This is a genomic window from Stenotrophomonas sp. 05L413, assembly GCF_056397945.1.
Window position 1 is genome coordinate 309,309 of record NZ_JBFTOL010000004.1, and the last position, 18,906, is coordinate 328,214.

General features: G+C 66.8%; 12 protein-coding genes. 6 read left to right on the forward strand and 6 right to left on the reverse strand.

From position 1 onward, the window contains the following. Positions 1-50: 50 nt before the first annotated feature. A complete protein-coding gene (locus tag AC1DIQ_RS10685; protein WP_282261611.1) occupies positions 51-908 on the forward strand; it encodes an energy transducer TonB in 858 nt (285 codons plus the stop codon). A gap of 8 nt (positions 909-916) precedes the next feature. Here the strand turns inward: AC1DIQ_RS10685 and AC1DIQ_RS10690 are convergent, their stop codons facing one another. From AC1DIQ_RS10690 to AC1DIQ_RS10700, 3 genes are all read right to left on the reverse strand, one after another. After that, positions 917-2,503, reverse strand: coding sequence for a sensor domain-containing diguanylate cyclase (locus AC1DIQ_RS10690; RefSeq protein WP_478049997.1), 1,587 nt, complete (start codon positions 2,501-2,503; stop codon positions 917-919). Between the two features lie 174 nt (positions 2,504-2,677). Next, positions 2,678-3,694, reverse strand: coding sequence for a cupin-like domain-containing protein (locus AC1DIQ_RS10695; protein WP_121040418.1), 1,017 nt, complete (start codon positions 3,692-3,694; stop codon positions 2,678-2,680). 111 nt (positions 3,695-3,805) lie between these two features. Next, positions 3,806-6,817 (reverse strand): TonB-dependent receptor, encoded by a 3,012-nt coding sequence (locus AC1DIQ_RS10700; RefSeq protein ID WP_282261615.1) that lies wholly within the window; start codon positions 6,815-6,817, stop codon positions 3,806-3,808. Between the two features lie 421 nt (positions 6,818-7,238). On the opposite strand from AC1DIQ_RS10700, the gene AC1DIQ_RS10705 reads away from it, so the two are divergent. Further along, positions 7,239-8,516: a sugar MFS transporter gene (locus AC1DIQ_RS10705; RefSeq protein WP_183073714.1), complete on the forward strand. Its 1,278-nt coding sequence runs from the start codon at positions 7,239-7,241 to the stop codon at positions 8,514-8,516. Between the two features lie 9 nt (positions 8,517-8,525). Here AC1DIQ_RS10705 and AC1DIQ_RS10710 read toward each other — a convergent pair whose 3' ends face one another. Then, positions 8,526-9,533 (reverse strand): LacI family DNA-binding transcriptional regulator, encoded by a 1,008-nt coding sequence (locus tag AC1DIQ_RS10710; protein WP_121041295.1) that lies wholly within the window; start codon positions 9,531-9,533, stop codon positions 8,526-8,528. Between the two features lie 389 nt (positions 9,534-9,922). Between AC1DIQ_RS10710 and AC1DIQ_RS10715 the strand changes: the two genes are divergently transcribed. Then, complete coding sequence (locus AC1DIQ_RS10715; protein WP_461769598.1) at positions 9,923-12,454, forward strand: glycoside hydrolase family 3 protein; 2,532 nt, start codon at positions 9,923-9,925, stop codon at positions 12,452-12,454. A 60-nt stretch (positions 12,455-12,514) separates the two neighbouring features. Here the strand turns inward: AC1DIQ_RS10715 and rho are convergent, their stop codons facing one another. Together rho and trxA are read right to left on the reverse strand one after the other, a co-directional pair. Further along, positions 12,515-14,293, reverse strand: coding sequence for a transcription termination factor Rho (gene rho, locus AC1DIQ_RS10720; RefSeq protein WP_152150961.1), 1,779 nt, complete (start codon positions 14,291-14,293; stop codon positions 12,515-12,517). Positions 14,294-14,515: 222 nt separating this feature from the next. Continuing rightward, positions 14,516-14,845 carry a thioredoxin TrxA gene (gene trxA / locus AC1DIQ_RS10725; RefSeq protein WP_019183509.1) on the reverse strand — a complete coding sequence of 110 codons (330 nt, stop codon included), beginning with the start codon at positions 14,843-14,845 and terminating at the stop codon, positions 14,516-14,518. A gap of 559 nt (positions 14,846-15,404) precedes the next feature. Here trxA and rhlB point away from each other — a divergent pair. From rhlB to ftsX, 3 genes are all read left to right on the forward strand, one after another. Continuing rightward, a complete protein-coding gene (gene rhlB / locus AC1DIQ_RS10730; RefSeq protein ID WP_121040408.1) occupies positions 15,405-17,114 on the forward strand; it encodes an ATP-dependent RNA helicase RhlB in 1,710 nt (569 codons plus the stop codon). A gap of 151 nt (positions 17,115-17,265) precedes the next feature. Beyond that, positions 17,266-17,952: a cell division ATP-binding protein FtsE gene (gene ftsE, locus AC1DIQ_RS10735; RefSeq protein ID WP_121040406.1), complete on the forward strand. Its 687-nt coding sequence runs from the start codon at positions 17,266-17,268 to the stop codon at positions 17,950-17,952. After that, the gene (gene ftsX / locus AC1DIQ_RS10740) at positions 17,949-18,899 is read left to right on the forward strand and encodes a permease-like cell division protein FtsX (RefSeq protein ID WP_478049998.1); all 951 of its coding nucleotides are present in this window, start codon (positions 17,949-17,951) and stop codon (positions 18,897-18,899) included. The genes ftsE and ftsX overlap by 4 nt, the downstream gene beginning before the upstream one ends. Positions 18,900-18,906 lie beyond the last annotated feature (7 nt).

Here is an 18,906-nt window from a genome sequence, read left to right on the forward strand (position 1 = left end):
TTATGCTGACGATATCGAACACGATGGATCGTATAAGGAGCAACAGCAGGATGGACATCATCAAGGGAATCGCCGTGGCACTGGTGTTGGCAGCAGCGCCAGCGCACGCGGCCAAGCCGTCGGCCGATGTGCCGGTGGAAATGGGCATGCGTGTCGAGGGCACCCTCGCCATTGGCGACGACGGCCGCATCACTGCGCTGGAGATCGACAAGCAGGACATGCTTCCGGAGGCAGTGGCCACGCTGGTGCGCGACACCGTGAAGAACTGGGAATTCGAGCCGAATGTGCGTGACGGCGCCCCGGTACCGATGGACGCGCGGATGACCGTGCGTGTCGTCGCGCAACCGGGTGCGAACGATACGTTCAACGTGCGACTGATCAGTGCACATTTCGATGGCGCCCCGAAGGATGCCTCGGGACGTGAGATCAAATCCCAGGCCCATACGCCGCCCCCGCGCTACCCCGCCGAAGTCTTCCGCGTGGGGGGGCAGGGCACCGTGTACCTCGCACTGAAGGTTGACCGCGAAGGGCGTGTGGTCGACCAGTTCGCCGAACAGGTGAATCTGAGAAGCACGGGGACGGCGGCCCAGATGGATCTCACCCGCAGGCGCCTGGGCAAGGCATCGCTGGATGCCGCGCGCAAGTGGCGTTTTCCGCTGAGCGCAGAGGACGCCAGCCTGGAGGCGCCGTTCCGCACCTACCGCGTGCCGGTCAGTTTCGCGATCGACACCGCCATGCCTGACGACCTGGCGCAGTGGCGCGCTTACATTCCAGGGCCGCGCAACGCCATCCCGTGGTCCACGCGCCCGGAGAGCGCCGGCTTCTCGCCGGATCTGCTGACCGACGGTTCGGCTACGCTGGCCGGCGACCCCAACGCGCCGCGCCTGCGTACCCCGCTGGGCAGCTGACCCTTGCCTCAACCGGTAGCCGGGCCGTCGGGCTGCGGGTACACCACGGTGCGGTTGCGGCCCTGTTCCTTGGCCATGTAGAGGGCCTTGTCGGCCAACCGCAGCGCCTGCTGAGGATCATCGTGATAGGTCGGGTAGTGGGCCACGCCCAGCGACACGGTGACCGTGCCGACCTGCTCGACTACCTCGGCGGCCACCTGGATGCGCAGGCGCTCGGCCACCTGCGCGGCATCGAGGACAGCGATGCCCGGCAGCAGGATCAGGAACTCCTCACCGCCGTTGCGGCAGAGCAGATCGGTGTCGCGTGAGCCATCGCGCATCAATTGCGCGATGCGCAGAATCACCGCATCGCCGACCGCATGACCGAAGCGGTCGTTGATGCTCTTGAAGCGGTCGATGTCCAGCGCGATGATCCCGAACGGCTGGCCGCGTGCCTGCCAGTCTTCCAGCCCCTGCTGCAGGCCGCGCCGGTTCTGCAGGCCGGTGAGGGGATCGGTCATGCTGGCGCGGTTGAGCTTGCCGATGCGGTCCTGCAGCAGGTTGAAGCTGTACAGCAGGGCGGTTTTGAGCTGGGCGACTTCGTAGTACCAGGCGCGGATACCGGTGACGTGGCGGATCGCGATGCCGGTGTCGCGGTTCTGCACGTTGCGCGCCAGCTGCCATAGCGGCAGCGAGATGCGCCGCGCGAACCACCAGGTGATCAGCAGCGACAGGATGCCCAGCGGAATCGCATTCCAGATCACCGCCGACATCAGCTTGGACAGTGAGGCCAGCGTGGCCGCGGTCGGCCGCTGCGCCACCACGCCCCAGCCGACGCTCGGCACCGGCGCGTACCCGGCCAGCATCTGCACGCCGTGGCTGTTGCGTACCTGCTGCGCGCCGGAGTGGCCCCGGGTGACCGCCTGCACGGCCGGGTTCTCCAGCGCGAACTGGCCGACCCGGTCCTGTTCGATGTGGTACAGGATGCGGCCGTTGCGGTCGACGACGTACAGGTACGACCCATCGCGGTAATAGTGCTTGCCCAGCAGCGATTGCAGGATGCTGCGCTGGCGCAGGTAGATCGTGCCGCTGACATAGCCCTGGTACCTTCCCTGCGCGGAGAAGATCGGATGCGAAATCGCTACCACCAGGCGCCCGGTCGCGGCCTGGTAGGGGTCGCTGATGAATGGCACGCGGCGCTCCAGGGCATCGCGGTTGCCGGCGCTCTTGAGCAGTACGCCCTGCAGGGCCAGGCTCTGCGGGGAGGTCGCCAGCACGGTACCGCCGGCATCCACGATCAGCACCGAGTTGAAGCTGTTGGTCTGCAGTTGCAGACGTGCAGCTTCTGCTTCCAGTCCGCTGCGATCGTGCACACGCTGGCCGAGCAGGGTGGCGCTGTAGGCCACCTGCTGCTGCGCTGACAGAACGAAGTTCTGGGTCGACTCGGCCAGCTTGCTGGCATACACACGGTTGGCTTCCAGCGTATTGCCGATCAGCTGCTCGCGCTGCACGCGGTAGCTGGCATGCAGGGTATTGGCCAGCGCGATGAGCGCGCTGAGCAGGGCCAGGGCGAGGATCAATTTGCCCAGGTTCAGGCGGGTGGACAACGGACGCATGCGGTTCACGGGCAGCAGGGTGCAGCACCAACCCGAACATGCGGATGGAACGGCAGCAGCGAAACAGTCAGGAGCGCACGACCCCGCCCCCGGGCGGTCAACAACTCGTTGGGCGGCGATTATTGCGGATTACACCCCCACGTGGGTGAAGTCGGCGCCGCCGTGGTGGCCCGTTCAGCGCTCCAGGCGCTTGCGCAGCACGCCGCGCAGATGATCGGCGCCGGCCGGGTCGAGCGGCCCGAGCACGCCGCGCACCGTTTCGGGAATATGCGCGGCGGTGTGGTCATCGGCCTCGAAGACGTAGTGCTGGAACATCGCCTGCCAATGCGCACGCTGCGCCGGTGGTAGATCGCGGATGGCCAGCAACGAGAGCATCAGTGCGTTCATCGGCGCATCCCGCCACGCCGGCACCGGCCGCCACCAGTAATTGACCAGTACATTGAACGCCTCCAGCCCCTCCATGTGGTGCCACCACAACGAGGGAATGAACACCGCATCGCCGGGGCCAAGGTCGGCCACCTGCGCGTGGGCCAGCGCCTGGCTGAAGCGCGGGAAGCGTTCCAGGTCCGGTGCGGCGAAGTCGACCAGGCTGACGGCCTGCCCGGCCGGCGTGAAGTCCAGTGGCCCGATATACAGATTGCCCACCTGCGCCGGCGGAAACAGGGTGACCCGGCGGCGGCCGGCAGCCACGCAGGCCAGGTTGTCCGGCACGTCCTGGTGCGCGGCGATACGCGAGCGGTTGCCGACCCAGATACTGGCCAGCGGATCGTCCACGCCGAGCGCCAGCGCATTGGCCTGGCGGAAGCCGGGCAGGAAACTGTCCAGCGTGGTCGAGGCGACGTAGATCGATGGCGGCGTCGGCGCGGTGGCGTACTTGAGCAGGGTGTCGAGCACGACCTTCAACGGAATCTGCTCGCGGCGGAAATTGAAGCCGCTCATGTCTGCGTTGTAGAACACACGCCCCTTGGCCTCCGGCGGCGCCGTGGTAGCGGTGACCGGCATCGTGCCGTGGTCGAACTGTTTGAGATGGGCGACCGCCGCCTGTGCGGACTGCGTCGCCGCGCTGACCAGCGGCCACTGCGCCACCAGCCCGCGGATCACTTTCGGTGTCGTCCAGCCGGGCAACTGCGTGTGCAGCTGCGCCGGATCCAGATCATGCAGTTCTTCGATCGGGCCGGGCATGGCGGACATCGGCATCCTGTCAGCAGGGGCGGGTGGTACCCACGGTAGCGTGGAGGTGCGGGAAGCGAAAGGCCGCGGGGTGAGCGCGGCCTTTCGGTGCTGCAGGTCGGAACAACCGAGTCAGAACTTGTAGCGCACGCCGAACATGTAACGCGGCCCGGTCTGGGTGGCGTAGCGCAGCATGTTGGAATGGCGTGCGTAGGTGCGCATGGTCTCGTCGGTCAGGTTGATCGCCTCCAGACTCAGCGTCAGCTGGTCGCTGACCGCATAGCTGATGTTGAGATCGAGCTGGCCGTAGGCTTCGGTGTAGTTCGGGTTGGGGCCCTGGCCGCCGATGCCGTTGAGGAACTTGTCGCGCCAGTTGTAAGCCGCACGTACCTGCCAGGCATTCTTTTCGTAGAACGCCACGAGATTCGCCGAGTCGCTCAAGCCGATCATCGGGTACTGGTCGCCCAGGCTGTAGTTATCGAAGGTCAGGCCGGACTTCACCTTGGTGTAGTTGGCCGCCAGGCCGAAGCCTGACTGGCCGAACAGGTGCTGCACGGCCAGTTCCCAGCCATCCAGGTGATCGGAGTGCTGGTTGGCCGGCACGGTGGTGTCGAACCCGGCCACCGGGTCGCCCGGCTGGCCGACGATGGTGCCGGTCATCTGCCCGGCCGAATTGCGGCCGGTGTAGGTCACGCCCGGGTCGCCGGCATGGTTGGTGAAGATGTAATCGCGGATGCAGGGCATGTCGGTGGCGCCGCAGCCCGACCCCAGCGCCTCGTTCCAGTACGCGCCGCCCACCGGTGTGTGCAGGGTGCCGGTGTTCTCGCGCACGATGGTGTTGCTGATGAAGTTCTTGATGTTCTTGCGGAAGAAGCCGACCGAGGCGTAGCTGGATTCACCGTAGTACCACTCCAGCGACAGGTCGAAGTTGTCCGAGACCAGCGGTTCCAGCCCCGGGTTGCCGCGCGAGCCGGTACCGCCCTGGGTGCGCACGATGTCGTCCACCCGGGAGCCGCTCTGGATCTGCGTCCAGCCTGGGCGGCCGATGCTGCGGCTGTAGCTGCCACGCAGCGCCAGCGCATCGTTGATGTCCAGCTTCAGATCGAGGTTGGGCAGCACGTAGTTGTACTTGCCGGTACCGCCGACGAACGTACCGTTGGCGTCGTAGGTGACGTTGAACTCGTTGGCCGAGCCCCAGCTGATCCCGGTCGGGAGGCGGACCAGCGCCTGCGATTCCACTTCGGTCTGCTCGTAACGCACACCGGCGGCCACGTGCAGCGGCATCGACCACTCGAACGTCGTACGGTACTGCGCGTAGGCGCTCTTGGATTTCTCCGTGGTGCGGATGTCCTCGGAGTACTCGGTCGGGGCGACATAGCAGGTCGGGCAGGCCGGTTCGGCATCGGTGGCGACCCCGGCAGCCTGCGCACGCAGGCGGTCGAAATCGAACACCAGGAAGCGGCCGGTCATGCGCGGATCGTTGTGGCCGGAGAACGCCTTGAAGTAGCGGCTCATGTCGTCGGCGTACCAGATGTTGTCATCGTAGTCCGACGGATTGCCCAGGCCACCCCAGCTGTTGCGCTGCATGATCGCCGAGGCCGAGCGGTTCTCCACCTGGGTGTAGCCGACGCCGAAATCCAAGGCCGAGTAATCGGCGAACTTGAACGTACCGCGGCCTTGGTACTGCTCGACCTTGGACTTGTTGTAGCTGTTCTGGAAGACCGAGCCGGTGACCAGCGCATCGGAGGCCTGCACGCCGCCCGGCGGCAGGTCCATGTGGATGATCGGCAGGTCGCCGCTGTAGTCCACGGTGGTGGTGCCGCGCACGAAGGCGGCCACGCCGAGCACGCCGGCCGAGCCGTAGGGGCCGTCCGGCTGCGATTCGGCGGTCGAGTTGTGGACGTCGAAGGACAGCTCCAGTGCGTCGTTGACTTCCCAATCGACGTTGAAGCCCAGCGAGTCCATCGAGTTTTTGGTGGCCAGCTTCATGCCGCCCATCGAGACGTCCGAGCCGGTCATGTCTTCGCTGTAGATGATCGGTGCTGCGATCGGGCCATTGGTCCAGGTGCTGTCGCCCGGTCCGTAGTTGAACCAGACCGACAGCTCGCTGCGCTGCTGCTGCACCTTGTTCTCGACGAAGGTGTAGTCCAGCGTGGTGGTGATGTTGTCGGCCGGCTTCCACTGGAACGTGGCCTGGCCGTTGGTGCGCTGGCGCTGTACGCCATTGACGTTGTACGCGGTGTTCTGCGGGCGGCCGTAGATGTCGTCGGGATCCGGACGGTTGGTGATGCGGTCCGAATAGCCCTGGCCCGGCAGCGGCAAGGCACGCCAGTCGCTGGCTTCATTACCGCGGAAGGTCGCCCAGCCCTCGGCCACGGTGGCTTGGTTGAAGCCGGAGTCGCGTTCCTGGTGGCTGGCGCTCAGCGCCACGCCGAAGCGGCCATCGGCGTAGGTCTGGCTGAAGATGCCCGACAGTTCGCCGGTCACTTTCGAGCCCTGCAGCGTGCGCGGCAGGTTGTCGTTGGAGGAATCGTTGACCGCCTTCAGCCCGAGGCTGATCACCGGCTCGGATTCCAACGGGCGCATCGTCTTGATGTTGATCGTCGCACCGATGCCACCGGCCGGATTGTCGGCGCGGCCGGTCTTGTAGACCTCCACCGCCGACACCGACTCGGCGGCCAGGTTGGCGAAATCGAACGAACGCGAGCTGTTCAGGCCGGCGCCGCCGGCGCCGAGATTGGAGGCCGGCATCTGCCGCCCGTTGAGCAGCACCAGGTTGTAGTCCGGGCCGATGCCGCGCACGGTGACTTTGGAGCCTTCGCCACTGGCGGTGCGGTCGATCGAGACGCCGCTGATGCGCTGCAGCGATTCGGCCAGGTTGGTATCCGGGAACTTGCCGATGTCCTCGGCAACGATGCCGTCGACCACACCCTGGCTGTCGCGCTTGAGGTTCATCGACGAGGTGAGGCTGCCACGGATACCGGTGACCTGCACCGTATCGAGCGTGGTGGGATCGACGCCATCGGGGGCCGTCGTGGTGTTCTCTCGGGCCGCGGGATCCTGCGCCCAGGCCGGGCCGGCCAGGACAGCGAGAAGTGCGGAGGTGAGCATCGCCTTGCGGGGTACGGCCTTGTACGTCTTCATGATGATCCCTCCCCAGGGAATTCGATCGTGGCGGTTCTGCGTTGTGTCGGCGCGGGGTCCAGTGCGCACGGCCCGGATTGGAGCCATGGTTGACAGCGTTGTCAACAAACGCACGTGGCGATGCGCTTGCGACCGGCAGCGACGGGTGTCGTGCGTTGCAGTCGGGACGGCCGCGCGTGCGGCGGAAACACTGCAACGCCGGTGTTGTGGCCCGATTCTGCCGGGACATGCGCAGCCGGATTGGCGATGCTGATCCGTTGTGCAGTGCAGAACGAAACTGCGCGAAGGCATTCGGGTGCGTGCGCCGCTGCATGGGCCGACCGCCCGATCCGATTGCTGACAGCGCTGGACAATCGCGGTCCAAGCAGGTTCCATGTCTGGCCGCCGACTGGCCGGCACTCCCAATCTGGAAGGACATGCAATGGACACTCCTGCTGCCGTCCGCGGACAACATGTGCAAAGCAATGGCGTTGCACTGGCCGTGGTCACCGCCATCTTTTTCATGTGGGGCTTCCTCACCTGCCTCAACGACATCCTGATCCCGCACCTCAAGGCGGCATTCGCGCTGACCTGGGTGCAGGCGATGCTGGTCCAGTTCACCTTCTTCGGTGCGTACTTCCTGATGTCACTGCCGGCGGGGCGCCTGGTCGCGGCGGTGGGCTACAAGCGCGGCATCGTGGCCGGGCTGGCCATTGCCGGTGTCGGTGCGCTGCTGTTCTGGCCGGCCGCGCAGGCGCACGTATACGGTCTGTTCCTGGGGGCGCTGTTCGTGTTGGCCACCGGCATCACCGTGCTGCAGGTCGCCGCCAATCCCTACGTTGCGCTGCTCGGGCCGGAACAGACCAGTTCCAGCCGGCTGACATTGGCGCAATCGATGAATGCGCTGGGCACCACCATCGCGCCGCTGTTCGGTGGCCTGCTGATCCTCTCGGCCGCGCCGCGTACGGCCGATGAACTGGCGCTGCTGCCGCACGCTGAAGCGCTCGCGTATCGCGCTGCTGAAGCGCAATCGGTGCAGGTGCCGTACTTCGGCCTGGCAGTGGCGCTGTTCGTGCTGGCAGTGGCGATCTGGATGTTCCGCCTGCCGACCATTCCCGGCGTGGAAGGCGAGGCTGCCACCGGCAGGGGTCGCCTGCGCGATGCGCTGCGCCACCGCCACCTGCGCTATGGCGTGCTGGCGATCTTCTTCTATGTGGGTGCGGAAGTGTCGATCGGCAGCGTGCTGGTCAACTTCCTCTCGATGCCGGGTATCGGTGAGGGGCTGACCGAGCAGGAAGCCACCCGTTACGTATCGTTGTACTGGGGCGGTGCGCTGGTCGGGCGTCTGCTCGGTGCGGCATTGCTGACCCGTCTGGATCCGCGCCGCATGTTGGGGGTCTTCGCGCTGATCGTGATGGCCCTGCTGGCGGTGACGATGCTGGGCACCGGCAACCTGGCCAAGTGGAGCGTGGTCAGCATCGGCCTGTTCAACTCGATCATGTTCCCGACCATCTTCGCGCTGGCGATTGCCCGCCTCGGTACGCTGACCGGCCAGGCATCGAGCCTGTTGGTGATGGCGATCGTCGGTGGGGCGGTGATCCCGCTGGCGATGGGCTGGCTGGCCGACCATCATGGGCTGCAGGTGTCTTTCCTGCTGCCGATGCTGTGCTACCTGTTCATTGCGTTCTACGCGTGGCGCGGTTCACGCCACAGCGGCTGAGGCAGGCGGTCAGCGGCGACGCGGTGGGTGCGTGGATTCGCGCACCAGCACCGCGTGATCGACGGTGACCATGGTGCCGGCCTCCGGCGAGCGGATGCGATCGATCAACTGCTCGGTGGCCAGCCGCCCCATGGCGGCGGTCGGCTGCCGCACCGTGGTCAGTGCCGGGTAGATGTGGCCGGCAATCGGGGTGTCATCGAAACCGCAGACCGACAGGTCCCGGGGGATGCGCAGGCCGCGTTGGCCGGCGACGCGGAACACGGCGGCGGCCATGTCGTCGTTGGCGGCGAAGATCGCCGTGGGCGGCTCTGGCAGATCCAACAGTGCGTTGGCCGCATCGATGCCGGATTCGAACGAGAACTGGCCGTTGACGACCAGCGCCGGATCGTACTCGATTGCATACTGGCGCAACGCCTGGCGATAGCCGGCGTGGCGCCACTGGCAGGCGCCGTGCGCGCGCGGGCCCTTGATGTGGCCGATGCGGCGATGGCCCTGCGCGACCAGATGGCCGATCAGTTCAATCACCGCTGTGGTCTCGTCCATGCGCACGCCGATGCAGCCCTCGGGGTGCCGCGGCGCAATGGAGGCATACGGAATCTCGTGCTCGTCCAGATAGGCCAGCACCACGGCGTCGTCGGTCAGTGGCGGGATCAGCACCACCCCGTCGGGGCGCGAATTCTCGAACAGCGCGGCCAGATCGGGCAGGGTACGGCGCGCCGTGCCGACCGGGCCCAGGATCAGGTTGTAGTGGTTGGCGTGGCAGGCCTCCAGCATCCCGTTCTGGATTTCCATCAGGTAATTGCGCGAGGGGTTGTTGTAGACCAGCGCCAGCGCATACGAGCGCTGACCGGCCAGGCTGCGCGCGGAGAGATTGGGCTTGTAGCCGAGGCGGGCCACCGCGGCCAGCACGCGATCACGGGTTTCCGCGCGCACGTTGGGCTCGTTGTTGAGCACGCGGGACACCGTCTTGATCGATACACCCGCAACGGCGGCGACATCCTCGATACGACTACGCATGGTGCGGGGGTTCCTCTTGGAGGGGCGGGCGGGCAGATGCCGATGGTAGTGCGCGTGTGTCACATCGATGTTGCCGATGCAGGCGGATGTTGCCATGCCGGCGGCGTGCGTGGCGGGTTCGTGTTTTTCCATGCCGCGATGCAGCAGTTCACGGGAGGGTCGGACACGCGCTACGCCGGCGATCCCTGCTGCAGCGGGACTTCGGCTGCAACCCTGCCGGCAGGCGGTTGACAGCGTTGCCATGGGCTTATATGACAGCGCTGTCAGACAAGGGCGCTGACCGACGCAGCATCGCTACCCTGCCGGCCATCGACATCGCAGCGCGAGCGGTGCCCGGCTGCGGTCGCGCCCGTCCCGTTCGCGCGTATTTCATCAGAGGAAGATGTCCAGTGACCAGCTTCAACAAGACGATTCTCGCCACCTGCCTGTTGGCCGCGCTGGCCTCGACGGCCGGTGCCGCACCTGCCACCGGTGAACGCCTGCAGGACTGGCCCCACGTGACCAGCGCGATCGGTCCGGATGCCGCGCTTGAGGCGCGGGTACGGGAGATCGTGGCGCAGATGACGCTGGCGCAGAAGGTGGGCCAGATGACCCAGCCCGAGATCAAGATGATCACCCCCGACGAGGTCCGCCAGTACTACATCGGCTCGGTTCTCAATGGTGGCGGCTCCTGGCCGGGCATGGACAAGCACGCCACGGTGGCACAGTGGCTGCAGCTGGCCGATGCGTATCGCGCGGCCTCGCTGGCCACCGATGCACGCACGCCGATCCCGGTGATCTGGGGCACCGATGCGGTGCACGGCCACAACAACGTCTACGGTGCCACGCTGTTCCCGCACAACATCGGTCTGGGCGCGGCGGGGGATGCCGCCCTGATCGAGCGGATCGGCCAGGCCACCGCACACGCGGTGCGCGCGACCGGCATCGACTGGGTGTTCGCGCCGACCCTGGCGGTGGCGCATGATCCGCGCTGGGGCCGCACCTACGAAAGCTATTCCTCCGATCCGCACGTGATCCGCGAATTCGCCCAGGCTTACGTCAAGGGCGCCCAGGGACGCTTCGGCGATGACGGCAACGTAGTCGCCACTGCCAAGCACTACATCGGCGATGGCGCGACCGACAACGGCCGCGACCAGGGCGAGGCGCTGGTCGACAAGGCCACGATGATCAACGTGCACGGGCAGGGCTACTACGGCGCGCTCGGCGAAGGCGTGCAGACGGTGATGGCCTCGTTCAACAGCTGGAACGACCGCAGTGGCGGCGTCGACTACGGCAAGATGCACGGCAACAAAGCCCTGTTGACCGGTGCGCTGAAAGAGAAGATGGGCTTCGACGGTTTCGTCGTCTCGGACTGGAACGGCATTGCCCAGGTACCCGGGTGCCGCAACGACAGCTGCGCGCAGGCGATCAACGCCGGCATCGACATGGTGATGGTGCCCGACGACTGGAAGGCCTTCATCGCCAACACGCTGGCCCAGGTGGAGAGCGGGGAGATCCCGATGGCGCGCATCGATGATGCGGTCACCCGGATTCTGCGCGTGAAGCTGCGTGCAGGCCTGTTCGATCACAAGCCGTCGGACAGCCGCTACGCCGGTGATGTCGCTGCCGTGCAGCACCGTGAGCTGGCGCGCCAGGCGGTGCGCGAGTCGCTGGTGCTGCTCAAGAACGATGCCAAGGTGCTGCCGCTGCGCCGCGATGCACGCGTCATGGTGGTCGGCAAGAGTGCCGACAACCTGTCCGACCAGTCCGGCGGCTGGTCGCTGACCTGGCAGGGCACCGAGAACCGCAATGCCGATTTCCCCCACGCCGATTCGGTGCTGGGGGCGTTGCGCGCCGAGCTGGGGACACAGAACGTTGCCTACAGCGCCGATGCGACGGCGCTCGATCCGACCGGGTTCGATGTGGTCGTGGCGGTGATCGGCGAGACGCCGTATGCCGAGACCAACGGCGACATTCTGGCCTCTGATTCGGTCAGCCACAGCCGCGCCTATCCGCAGGATCTGGCGGTGCTGCGCGCGGCCCAGGCCAGCGGCAAGCCGGTGGTGACCGTGTACTTCTCAGGGCGCCCGATGTACACCAACGACCTGCTCAACCAATCGCAGGCCTTCGTGGCGGCGTGGCTGCCGGGCACCGAGGGCAAGGGCATCACCGATGTGCTGGTGGCCGGCAAGGACGGCAGGCCCGCGCATGACTTCCGCGGGCGCCTGAGCTTCCCGTGGCCAGGCGTTCCCTGCCCGGCGCCGATCGACCGCCCGGATCCGAAGCAGCCCCCCCTGTTCGCGCTGGGCCACGGCCTGAGCTATCGCACGCCGGGCAAGGTTGCCCGCCTGCCCGAAGCCAACCCGGACAACTGTGGCGAAGTGACCACCCTGCCGATCTTCAACCGGGCTGACACGCCGCCGTTCGCGCTGCATGTGGCGGCCGGCGGCGCGACCCAGCCGCTGGGCAACGATCTCAATGCCACGCTGCGCTGGCCGACCGCCGCGCCCGTGGTACAGGTGCGCACCGTGCAGATCAACACTCAGCAGGACGCGAAGGAAGTGACCTGGCTGGCACCGGCGCAACTGCTGGCACGCAGCAGCTCGCGTCGCAACCTGGGCGCGCTGGCCCGCACCCAGGGTGCGCTGCAGTTCGACGTACAGCTGGTGCACCGTCCGGCTTCACCGGTGAAGGTGACCATGCAGTGCGGCACGGGCTGCGAGGGCGGCGTGGATATCGCCCCGGTGCTGGCCAGACTGGCGCCGGGGCAGAAGCAGACCGTGACCGTACCGCTGGCGTGCTTTGCCAGGCACGGGGTGGATCTGGGGGCGGTGGAAGCGCCGTTCGTGGTGACGGCGGACAAGCCGTTCGCGGCGGCGTTCACCCAGGTGCGGGTGTCGACCAACAGTGCCGGGGTGGAGGGGGCTGTGACCTGTCCCTGAGTCCCGTAATGAAAAAGGCCCCGCAATGCGGGGCCTTTTCCTGTCCGGATGATGCGCCGATCAGCGCTTCATCGAACCGAAGAACTCGTCGTTGGACTTGGTGTTCTTCATCTTGTCGAGCAGGAATTCCATCGCAGCCATTTCATCCATCGGATGCAGCAGCTTGCGCAGGATCCAGATCTTCTGCAGCAGTTCCGGTTCGATCAGCAGATCTTCACGGCGGGTACCCGAGCGGTTGATGTCGATCGCCGGGAACACGCGCTTTTCGGAGATACGACGGCTCAGGTGCACTTCGCTGTTGCCGGTGCCCTTGAACTCTTCGTAGATCACCTCGTCCATCTTGCTGCCGGTATCGACCAGCGCGGTAGCGATGATGGTCAGGCTGCCGCCTTCCTCCACGTTACGCGCCGCGCCGAAGAAGCGCTTGGGGCGGTGCAGGGCGTTGGCATCCACACCACCGGTCAGCACCTTGCCCGAGCTGGGCACCACGTTGTTGTACGCACGTGCCAGGCGGGTGATCGAGTCGAGCAGGATCACCACGTCCTTCTTGTGCTCGACCAGGCGCTTGGCACGCTCGATCACCATTTCGGCAACCTGCACGTGACGGGCGGCCGGCTCGTCGAAGGTGGAGCTGATGACTTCGCCGCGCACGGTGCGCTGCATTTCCGTCACTTCTTCCGGACGCTCATCGATCAGCAGCACGATCAGGTGGACGTCCGGATGATTGGTGGTGATCGCCGTGGCCACCTGCTGCATCATCATCGTCTTGCCGGCCTTGGGCTGGGAGACGATCAGCGAACGCTGACCCTTGCCCTGCGGTGCCATCAGATCAAGGATGCGGCCGGTGATGTCTTCGGACGAACCGTTGCCACGTTCCAGGGTGAAGCGCTTGCGCGGGAACAGCGGGGTCAGGTTCTCGAACAGCACCTTGTTCTTGGACGCTTCCAGCGGCTCACCGTTGATGGTGTCCACGATCGACAGCGCGAAGTAGCGCTCGCCGTCCTTCGGGAAGCGGATGCGGCCGGACAGGTGATCGCCGGTACGCAGGTTGAAGCGGCGGATCTGGCTGGGCGAAATGTAGGTATCGTCCGGGCCGGCCAGGTAGCTGGCTTCAGCCGCGCGCAGGAACCCGAAGCCGTCGGGCAGGATTTCCAGCACGCCATCGGCGGCGACGCCGTCGCCATGACGGGTCAGCACCTTGAGCAGGGCGAAGATCACGTCCTGCTTGCGGGCGCGGGCCACGCCTTCGGAGATCTGCAGCTGCTCGGCGATTTCCAGCAGCTTCTGTGCCGGCATGCGCTTGAGGTCACTCAGCGAATAGACCGGGAAGCCTTCGGGCACGTTGGCCTGCTGGCTGCGCACGAACGGCTGCTGTTCGCCGTTGTCCTGCGGCATGCCGTCGTCGTTGTAGCGATCGCCACCGCGGTTGCGGTCGCGGCGATTGCGGAAACGGTCGCGGCGGTTGCCTTGGCCCTGACCCTGGCCTTGGCCTTGATTCTGACCTTGACCCTGACCTTGGCCCTGCTGGTACGGGTTCTGGTTGCGGCCATTCTGGTTGCGCTGGCCACCGTCGCCGGTGTCCTGCTGACCACCGCCCTGCGAGGGCGATGCGTCGCCACCGGCAGAAGCTGCCGGCGCCGATGCCTGCGGGGCCGCCGAAGGAGCGGCAGCCGGCGCCGGCGCGTCAGACGCGGCAGCCAGAGGCAGAGCGGGTTGTGAAGGGGGGGAACCGGCTTCGGCAGCGGTGTTGGCGGCGGCCTTGGCGACGCGCGGCTTGCGCACGCGCTTCTCGGCGGGCGCGTCGGCGCTCCCGGGTTCGGAAGTAGTGATATCGGACAAGTGCTGGATTCCTCGCTAGAAGGTGCGAGCGCCCGGCAGGGCGGCGAACGTTGGGAAAGGATCTGGAAGGAAACTGCGTCCAGAAGATGCGGCGCGCGAATGCGGCCGGATATGCCGACACTAACACCGGCTCGCGGCGGCGCGCAAGCCGGGTGGGGCAGGGTCATTCATGCGGGCGACGGGCCCGCGTGGCAGCCGGACGGTGCCGGCTGCCCGCTGCGATCAGGCCAGGGCCTTGTCGAGCATGCCGGCCAGCTGGGCCTTGCCGACGGCACCGATCTGCTGCGCCTGGACTTCGCCGTCCTTGAATACCAGCAGCATCGGGATCGAGCGCACGTGGTACTTGGCAGCCAGGGCGCGGTTCTGATCCACGTTGACCTTGGCGATCTTGGCGCGGCCGTTGTAGGCGTCGGCCAGTTCATCCAGCGCCGGGGCGATCATCTTGCAGGGACCACACCATTCGGCCCAGAAATCGACCAGCACCGGTTCCTTGGAATTCAGCACTGCGCTATCAAAGTCGGCGTCGCCGACATGTACAACCTTGTCGCTCATCTTGGTTTCTCGTCTGGTAATGCACCCGGCAGGGCCGGAGGAAGTTGAATTTGGGCAACGCCAAGCGGGCGTCACCCTCGTCTGGTGCCTCGTGGCCGCGGGCGGCCAGCGGTGCGTTCGGCGGATGCCTGGACGCTCACGGGGCGCAGTGTACCGCTATCGCCGTGACCGGACAGACGCTGGTTGGAAAGAAGCGTCCCGTGATCGCCCACCTGCGTTATCGCGACGATCCCGGTTGATATGCGGGGGCCAGGACGACGGTTCCAGCCCCGCCAGCCGCGCCGTTCAACCGGCGGCAGGGCGGGTGAATACGAGGTGCAGAGCGCATGCCAGCCGCTCCAACGCGCTGTAATGGCGCGCCGGGCGGGCATTCTCACGGGGTATAGAGACGGGTGATCCCGGTTTGCCGCCGACATTGCGTTAAACTGGGGCATTGCGCGGCGCCCTGGACCCGAGTCCGGCCCCGCCAATCCCGGCGCAGGGGCCGTTTGCGACGGTGCCCCCCAAGATGATGCAAGCCACCCGCACCTCTGCCGGCTGGCCTTACCAAGACGGACTCATGAGCGACAAACCGCTGACCGATTTGACCTTCTCCTCTTTCGAGCTGCATCCGGCCCTGCAGGCCGGCCTTGAAGGAGCCGGATTCACCCGTTGCACGCCCATCCAGGCGCTGACCCTGCCGGTCGCGCTGCCCGGCGGCGACGTCGCCGGCCAGGCCCAGACCGGCACCGGCAAGACGCTGGCCTTCCTGGTCGCGGTGGTGAACCGCCTGCTGACCCGCCCGGCACTGGCCGATCGCAAGCCGGAAGACCCGCGCGCGCTGATCCTGGCCCCGACCCGCGAGCTGGCCATCCAGATCCACAAGGATGCCGTGAAGTTCGGCTCCGACCTCGGCCTGCGCTTCGCGCTGGTCTACGGTGGTGTGGACTACGACAAACAGCGCGAGATCCTGCAGCAGGGCGTGGACGTGATCATCGCCACCCCGGGCCGCCTGATCGACTACGTCAAGCAGCACAAGGTGGTCTCGCTGCACGCCTGCGAAATCTGCGTGCTCGACGAAGCCGACCGCATGTTCGACCTGGGCTTCATCAAGGACATCCGCTTCCTGCTGCGCCGCATGCCCGAGCGCAGCACGCGCCAGACGCTGCTGTTCAGCGCCACGCTCAGCCATCGCGTGCTGGAGCTGGCCTACGAGCACATGAACGAGCCGCAGAAGCTGGTGGTGGAGAGCGAATCCATTACCGCCGCCCGCGTGCGCCAGCGCATCTATTTCCCGGCCGACGAAGAGAAGATTCCGCTGCTGCTGGGCCTGCTCTCGCGCAGCGAAGGCGCCCGCACCATGGTGTTCGTCAACACCAAGGTGTTCGTCGAGCGCGTGGCGCGTTCGCTTGAAAAAGCCGGTTACCGCGTCGGCGTGCTGTCCGGCGATGTGCCGCAGAAGAAGCGTGAGAGCCTGCTCAACCGCTTCCAGAAGGGTCAGCTGGAAATCCTGGTCGCCACCGATGTCGCCGCCCGCGGCCTGCACATCGACGGCATCAAGTACGTCTACAACTACGATCTGCCGTTCGATGCGGAAGACTACGTGCACCGCATCGGCCGCACCGCGCGCCTGGGCGAAGAAGGCGATGCGATCAGCTTTGCGTGCGAGCGCTACGCGATGGGCCTGCCGGACATCGAGGCTTACATCGAGCAGAAGATCCCGGTCGAGCCGGTCACCAGCGAAATCCTGACCCCGATCCCGCGCGCGCCGCGTGCACCGTCGCCGGAAGGCGAGGGTGATGCCGAGGGCGACGAGAACGAAAGCGTCGGCCAGATCTTCCGCGAAGCACGCGAAGCGCGTGCCGCCGAAGAGCAGCGTCGTGGCGGTGGCAGCAGCCGTGGCGGCAAGCCGGCCGGTGGCCGTGGCGAACGCCGTGCACCGGGCGAGCGCAGTGCCGATGGCAAGCCGCGTCGCGAGCGCAAGCCGCGCGTGGAAGGCGAGCCGCCGGTCGCCGCCGTCGATGCCGAGGTCAAGCCGCAGCTGGCCCCGACCGCCGCGCCGTCTGCCGATGGCAGCCCGGCGGTGGAAGGTGAGCGCGCGCCGCGCAAGCGTCGTCGTCGTCGCCACGGCCGTCCGGTCGAAGGTGCCGAGGGCGCCGCAGCGACCGGCCCGGTGACCCCGGTGCAGGTGACGGCCAAGCCGATGCGCGGCACGCCTGCCGCCGATCCGGGCGCCTCGTTCCTGACGCGCCTGGGCCGCAAGATCCGCCGGATGCTCTCCGGCAGCTGATCCTGTTGCCGATTCACGGGTAGTGCCGGCCGCTGGCCGGCGCTGCACGCTGCAGGCAGTACGGGGAGCCGGCCAGCGGCCGGCACTACCGATCAGCGCCCCATCAGGTTGCCGTTACCTACGCGCCACCCTCGTCCTGCATAATCAGGCAATGAGCGTCCTGCGTTTTGACAATGTCAGCAAACAATATGCCGGCGGCCACCAGGCACTGGTGGACGTCAGCTTCGATGTCGCCCCCGGGGAAATGCTGTTCGTCACCGGCCATTCCGGTGCGGGCAAGAGCACCCTGCTCAAGTTGATCCACCTCGACGAGCGGCCCAGCCGCGGCGCGGTGATCTTCAATGAGCGCAACCTGCTGAAGGTGCGCGGCGGGAGTATTCCGCGGCATCGGCGCGAGGTCGGTGCGGTGTACCAGGACCATCGCCTGCTGATGGACCGCAGCATCGCCGAGAACGTCGCCCTGCCGTTGATACTGCGCGGCACCCGCCGTAACGAGATCGGCAAGCGCGTGCGTTCGGTACTCGAACGCATGGGCCTGGGCCACCGCGAAAAAGCCCTGCCCTCGCAGCTGTCGGCCGGTGAACAGCAGCGCGTCGGCATCGCCCGTGCGATCGTCGGCGAGCCCACGCTGCTGGTCGCCGATGAGCCCACCGGCAATCTCGATCCCACGTTGGCGGCGGAAATCATGGCGCTGTTTGCCGAACTGCCCGATCGCGGTACCAGCGTGCTGGTGGTCAGCCACGACCTGGCCCTGCTGCGGCGCATGCGCAAGCGCGTGCTGATCCTGGATCACGGCCGCCTGGTCGATGACATCTCGCCGCAGGACCTGGCCGAATGACTACTCCGGTGACCAAAGAAACCACCGCGCCGTCGCGCTTGGGCGTGTGGCTGCACCATCACGGCCACAGCGTGGTCTTCAGCCTCGGCCGTGCGTGGCGCAAGCCGTGGGCGACCCTGCTCACCGTGATGGTGATGGCGCTCGCGCTGGCCCTGCCGCTGGGCCTGTCGATCGCGCTGGACAACCTCAAGCACTTCGCCGGCAGCGTGCAGCAGTCGCGCGACATCAACCTGTTCCTCAAGACCGATGCCGGTACCGATGCGGCCCGCCAGGTCGCCGAGACCCTGCGCGGCCGCGCCGATGTGGCCAACGTCACCGTGCAGACCCCGGAGCAGGGCCTGGCCGAGCTGCGCGAAAGTGCCGGGCTGGGTGAAGCGATCGATGCGCTGCATGACAATCCACTGCCGACCCTGTTGATCGTCACCCCGGGCGAGGGTGCCGATGACGCGCGCCTGGCGCAGTCGCTGGAAGGCCTGCCGCAGGCCGATCTGGTCCAGCATGATGCGCTGTGGCGCAAACGCCTGGATGGCTGGCTGGGCTTCGGTACGCGCCTGGTGCAGGTGCTGTCGGTGCTGCTCGGCCTCGGTGCCGCGCTGGTGGTCGGCAACACCGTGCGCCTGGACATCCAGGCCCGCCGCGATGAGATCGGCGTGCTGCAGCTGCTGGGCGCCAGCGATGGCTTCATCCGCCGCCCGTTCCTGTATCTGGGCGCGTGGTACGGCCTGGGGGCCGGTGCCGTCGCGCTGGCGCTGATCGGTGCGGCCGGGCTGGCGCTGCGCCCGCCGTTGGCCGCGCTCTCGCAGAGTTACGGCAGCCCGTTCGTGCTGCACGGGCTGGACCTGCTGCATTCCTCGTTCGTGCTGCTCGGCACCGTGGTGCTGGGCTGGCTGGGCGCCTGGCTGGTGACGGGGCATTTCCTGCGCCAGACCCGCCCGACCGAAACCTGAGGCCCGC